Annotated in this window: 3 protein-coding genes; all 3 read left to right on the forward strand. The window is 67.2% G+C overall.

From position 1 onward, the window contains the following. Positions 1-76: 76 nt before the first annotated feature. Positions 77-3,886, forward strand: a complete 3,810-nt coding sequence (locus VJS90_RS11960) for a YhdP family protein (RefSeq protein WP_324121866.1) — start codon at positions 77-79, stop codon at positions 3,884-3,886. Positions 3,887-3,901: 15 nt separating this feature from the next. Further along, a complete protein-coding gene (locus tag VJS90_RS11965) occupies positions 3,902-4,753 on the forward strand; it encodes a carbon-nitrogen hydrolase family protein (protein ID WP_324121858.1) in 852 nt (283 codons plus the stop codon). 2 nt (positions 4,754-4,755) lie between these two features. Continuing rightward, positions 4,756-6,000: metalloprotease TldD (tldD, locus tag VJS90_RS11970; RefSeq protein WP_324121859.1), on the forward strand; the 1,245-nt coding region annotated here is incomplete at its 3' end.

Here is a 6,000-nt window from a genome sequence, read left to right on the forward strand (position 1 = left end):
CACATCTCCATCGGCTGGCAAAGCCCGCGCTTGCGGCCATAGTTAGGATCTGTACGGATCCCGGAGGGCCATGGCCATGGAACGTCTGATGCGCGTTCTGGGGGCCATGACCCGCTGGGGATTGGCGGCCTGTGCCCTGGTGGCGGTGCTGCTGGCGTTGTATGTCAGTGTTGGCCGGCTGCTGGTACCGCTGGTCGCCGAGTACCGCGCCGAAATCGAAACCAGGGCCGAGCAGGCACTGGGCATGCCGGTGCACATAGGCTCCCTTGAAGGGCGCTGGAGCCGCCTGTCGCCGGTGTTGCACGTGCGTGACGTGCAGGTGGGCGAGGGCGCCGGCGCCCTGCGCCTGGATGACGTGAAGGCGGTCCCCGACCTCTGGGGCAGCCTGATGGCGCGCCAGGCGCGTCTGGCACGCCTGCAACTGGGCGGTCTGCAGTTGAGTGTGCGGGAGAACGAGCAGGGCGCCTGGTCCCTGGAGGGGATGCCGAAGCACGACGACCAGCCCTTCGATCCGGGCCAGTTGCTGCAGCGCCTGGGGCAGCTCGGACGTCTTGATGTCCTCGACAGCCAGGTCACGCTGGTGCCCTGGCAACATGATCCGCTGACGCTCACCTATGTAAGCCTCGGCCTTGAGAGCGGCCGTTCACGCCAGCAGCTCGACCTGCGACTGACCTTGCCCGACGGCCAGCCCCTGGCCATGAACCTGCGCGGCCAGGCGACACCTGACGCCTGGCGCGATGGGCGTGTCGAAGCCTACCTTAGCCTGCCCCAGAGCGACTGGGCGCGCTGGTTGCCAGCGCGCCTGCTGGGGCAGTGGCAGGCGAGCCGGTTGCAGGCCGGCGGCGAATTCTGGGTCGACTGGGGCAAGCGTCATCTGCAGAGCGCCGTGGTCCGGCTGAATGCGCCCAGGCTCGAGGGCGCATACAGTGGCCGCACGGCCGTTGCTCTCGATGATCTGGCCGTGAATGCCTGGTTCCAGCGCAAGGACCAAGGCTTCGACGTGGTACTTGATTCGCTCGCCGCGACTATCGGCGAAACCCGCTGGGAGTCACACCTCCAGCTGCGCCAACGGCCGGACCAGGACCCGGCCCAGGCGGTGTGGCAGATCCAGGCCGACCGCCTGGACCTGACCCCCCTGACGCCGCTGGTCGAGGCGCTGGCCCCACTGCCGGAGGCGGCCATGAAGACGGTCGAGGCGCTCAAGGTGACCGGTGCGCTGCGCAACGTGCGCCTCGACGTGCGCCCCCAGGCCGAGGGCGACAAGCGCGTGCAGTTTGCCGCCAACCTGGAGCAGGTCGGCTTCGACGCGTACCACGGCGCCCCGGCGGCGGGAAATGTCAGCGGCAGCGTTAGCGGTGATCTCGGCAATGGCGAGCTTCGCCTCGACACCGATGCCTTCATGCTGCACCTGTACCCGATCTTCGAAAAACCCTGGCACTACCAGAAAGCCAATGCCCGTCTGACCTGGCACCTGGACAAGGAAGGATTCACCCTGGTCGCGCCTTACCTCAAGGTGCTGGGCGAGGAGGGCAGGATCGCCGGCGACTTCCTGATCCGCCTGCTGTTCGACGAAAGCCGCGAAGACTACATGGACCTGCGCGTCGGCCTGACCGAAGGCGACGGGCGCTATACCGCCAAGTACCTGCCCGAGGTGCTCAGCCCCGGCCTGGACCAGTGGCTGCGCAGCGCCATCGTCAAGGGCAATGTCGACGAAGGCTATTTCCAGTACCAGGGTTCGCTCAACCATGGCGCACCGGCGCACGCCCGCAGCATCAGCCTGTTCTTCAAGGTGCGCGACGCCGCGCTCGACTTCCAGCCGGGCTGGCCACAGGTGCAGCAGGTCGATGGGGATGTCTATATCGACGATGCGGGCGTGCGCGTCAAGGCGCGCAAAGGGCGCTTGCTCGATACCAGGGTCAGTGACGTCTCGGTGAACATTCCCCACGTCGATGCTGGCCAGGACAGCCATCTCTATCTGGATGGCGCCTTCGACGGCGACCTCACGGACGGCTTGAAGATCCTTCAGCAGGCACCGATCGGCACTGGCGAGATCTTCGCCGGGTGGGAAGGGCAGGGGCCGCTCAAGGGCAAGCTCAAGCTGGACGTGCCGCTGGCCCATGGGCAGCAGCCCAAGGTGCTGGTGGATTTCTCCACCGCCGATGCCCGCCTGAAAATTGCACCGCCCACCCTTGAGCTGAGCCAGCTCAAGGGTGACTTCCGCTTCGATTACGACAAGGGCCTCAGCGGCACGGGCATCAGCCTGCGCGCCTTTGACAAGCCGGTTACCGCGCAGATCTTCGCCGAGGGCCAGCCGGGGCAGATCCAGACCCGTATCGAGGCCAAGGGGCAGGTGGCGCTCAAGGCCTTGACCGACTGGCTGCAGTTCAAGCAGGCGCTGCCCGCCAGTGGCGAGCTGCCTTACCAGTTGCAGGTCAACCTGGGCAGCCGCGAGAACCGGCTCACCGTCGATTCCTCGCTCAAGGGCCTGGCCATCGACCTGCCGGCCCCCTTCGGCAAGACGGCGGGCGCGGCGCGCGACACCCGCTTCAGCATGAACCTGCAGGGCGCCGAACGGCGTTTCGATGTGAGCTACGTCGATCTGGCCCGGTTCGCCTACGCGGCGCCTGTCGACACGCTCACCGAAGGGCGCGGCGAGTTGCTGCTTGGCACCGGCCAGGCGCAGTTGCCGGCTGGTTCCGGATTACGGGTGCGCGGTCGTCTCGACAGCCTCGACATCGAGCCTTGGCAACAGCAGTTGGGGCGACTGGGGGGTAACGATCCTGGCAGCAATGCGCGGCAGACGCTACGTAATGTCGACGTCAGTATCGGCCAGCTCAAGGCGTTTGGCCTGACGCTGAATCAGGCGGTGGTGCGCCTGGATCGCGCGGGCCCAGGCTGGTCGGTACGCCTGGACAGCAGGGAAGTGATCGGCAATGCGCGCGTTCCCGACGCCAAGGCCGCGCCCATGGCGATCAACTTGCAGACCCTGCGCCTGCCCGCGGCGGACCCGGCCCAGGTCCAGTCCGATGATGCTCCCGATCCGCTGGCCGGCTTCGACCCGCGCAAGGTTCCGGCCGTCGACCTCAGCATCGACAAGATGTACCGCGGCGATGACCTGATCGGCAGCTGGTCGCTGAAGCTGCGTCCCACCGCGCAGGGGATCGCCCTGAATGACATCGACCTGAACCTCAAGGGTCTGCGCATCGGTGGCAGCGGCGGTTGGGAAGGCCCACCGGGTGCCAGCAGCAGCTGGTACAAGGGACGGCTGGCCGGCGATAACCTGGCGGACGTGCTCAAGGCGTGGAACTTCGCTCCCTCGGTCACCAGCCGGCGGTTCCGCCTGGACGCCGATGGGCGCTGGCCGGGTTCACCCGCCTGGATCGCGCTAAAGCGTTTCTCCGGCAGCTTGGATGCCGACCTGCGCCAGGGCCAGTTTGTCGAAGTCGAGGGCGGCGCCCAGGCCCTGCGCGTGTTCGGCCTGCTCAACTTCAACACTATCAGGCGCCGCCTGCGCCTGGACTTCTCCGACCTGCTGGAGAAAGGCCTGGCCTATGACCGGGTCAAGGGCCTGCTGGTGTCCAGCGAAGGGGTGTACGTGACCCGTGAGCCGATCAGCATGACCGGGCCGTCGACCAACCTTGAGCTCGAAGGCACCCTGGACATGGTCCGCGACCGTATCGATGGCCGCTTGCAGGTCGCGTTGCCGGTGACCAACAACCTGCCGCTGGCAGCGCTGATCGTCGGTGCCCCAGCCATTGGCGGGGCGCTGTTTCTGGTCGATCGATTGATCGGGGACAGGGTTTCGCGCTATGCCAGCGTGCATTACCGCGTCGAAGGGCCGATGAAAGAGCCTAGAATGACCTTTGTGAAACCCTTCGAGAAATAAACACCAGGAGCCGCGATGAAGTCAGCCGTGATCCAGATGGTCAGCCAGGACGACGTGCAGGCCAACCTGCTACGGGCCGCCGTGCTGCTGGAACAGGCCGCGCGGAGCGGTGCGCGCCTGGCGGTGCTGCCCGAGAACTTCGCCGCCATGGGCCGCCGCGACGCCGCGGCCATCGGCCGGACCGAGGCGCTGGGCGAAGGACCGATCCTGCCATGGTTGAAACGCACCGCCCGCGACCTCAAGTTATGGATTGTCGCCGGTACCTTGCCCCTGCCCCCGGTCGGCCAGCCCGAGGCCAAGGCGCATGCCTGCTCGTTGCTGATCGACGAAGATGGCGAGGTGGCGGCGCGCTACGACAAGCTGCACTTGTTCGATGTGGACGTGGCAGACGCGCGCGGCCGCTACCGTGAGTCGGATGACTACGCCCACGGCACCCAGGTGGTGGTCGCCGACACCCCGGTAGGCCGCCTGGGCTTGAGCGTATGCTATGACCTGCGCTTTCCTGAGTTGTACAGCGCCTTGCGCGCGGCCGGGGCAGAGCTGATCAGCGCCCCCTCGGCGTTCACGGCGGTCACGGGCGCGGCGCACTGGGACGTGCTGATCCGCGCGCGCGCGATCGAAACCCAGTGCTACCTGCTGGCCGCGGCCCAGGGTGGCGTACATCCAGGCCCACGGGAAACCCACGGCCATGCTGCGATCGTCGACCCTTGGGGGCGCGTCATTGCCCAGCAGGCGAGCGGTGAAGGCGTGCTGCTGGCCGAGCGCGACAGCAGCGAACAGGCGTCCATACGGGCGCGGATGCCGGTGGCCTCGCACCGGCGCTTTTTCTCGCAGGACGCCTTGCGGCCTGCGCACACCTCGGAGTGACTATGAGCCAAACCCTATCCACCGTCAGCGAGCAGCTACTGGCACCGGGCGGACTGACCCTGGACAGCCTGCAAGGCGTGCTGGGCGAGTTGGCCGGCCCCGGCATCGATGCCGCCGACCTGTACTTCCAGGGACAGATATCCGAAACCTGGGCGCTTGAAGACGGCATCGTCAAGGAAGGCAGCTTCAACCTCGACCAGGGTGTGGGCGTGCGCGCCCAGTCCGGCGAGAAGACCGGCTTTGCCTACAGCAACGCGATCACCCTCGAAGCCCTGACCTCGGCGGCCCGCGCCGCCCGGTCGATCTCCCGCGCCGGGCAGGACGGTCAGGTGCAGGCGTTCCGTAGCCAGGACGTGACCGCGCTGTATGCGCCAGGCAACCCGCTCGATGTGCTCACTCGCGCCGACAAGGTCGATCTGCTCAAGCGTGTCGACGCCGCTACCCGAGCCCTGGATACGCGCATCCAGCAGGTCAGCGTGAGCATGGCCGGGGTCTGGGAGCGCATCCTGATCGCCGCCGCCGACGGCAGTCTGGCCGCCGACGTGCGCCCGCTGGTGCGCTTCAACGTCAGCGTGATCGTCGAGCACAACGGCCGTCGCGAACGCGGTGGCCATGGCGGTGGCGGGCGTACCGACTACCGCTTCTTCACCGACGAACGCGTGATGGGCTACGCCCGCGAGGCGCTGCGCCAGGCCCTGGTCAACCTGGAGGCGCAACCGGCGCCGGCCGGGACCTTGCCGGTGGTGCTCGGCCCGGGCTGGTCGGGCGTGCTGCTGCACGAGGCCGTCGGCCATGGCCTGGAAGGCGACTTCAACCGCAAGGGCAGCTCGGCCTATAGCGGGCGTCTTGGCGAGCAGGTGGCGTCGTCGCTGTGCACCATCGTCGACGACGGTACCCTCGAGGGCCGCCGCGGTTCGCTGAGCGTCGATGACGAAGGCACGCCGACCGAATGCACCACGCTGATCGAGAACGGCATTCTCAAGGGCTACATGCAGGACAAGCTCAACGCGCGCCTGATGGGCATGGCGGTGACCGGCAACGGCCGCCGCGAATCCTACGCGCACCTGCCGATGCCGCGCATGACCAACACCTACATGCGCGCTGGCGACAGCGACCCGGCCGAGATCATCGCGTCGGTGAAAAAAGGCCTGTACTGCGCCAATCTGGGTGGCGGCCAGGTGGACATCACCAGCGGCAAGTTCGTGTTCTCCACCAGCGAGGCCTACCTGATCGAGGACGGCAAGATC

Origin of the sequence: Pseudomonas sp. (assembly GCF_035277045.1) — a bacterium.
In the GTDB taxonomy this organism is placed as follows: Bacteria; Pseudomonadota; Gammaproteobacteria; order Pseudomonadales; family Pseudomonadaceae; genus Aquipseudomonas.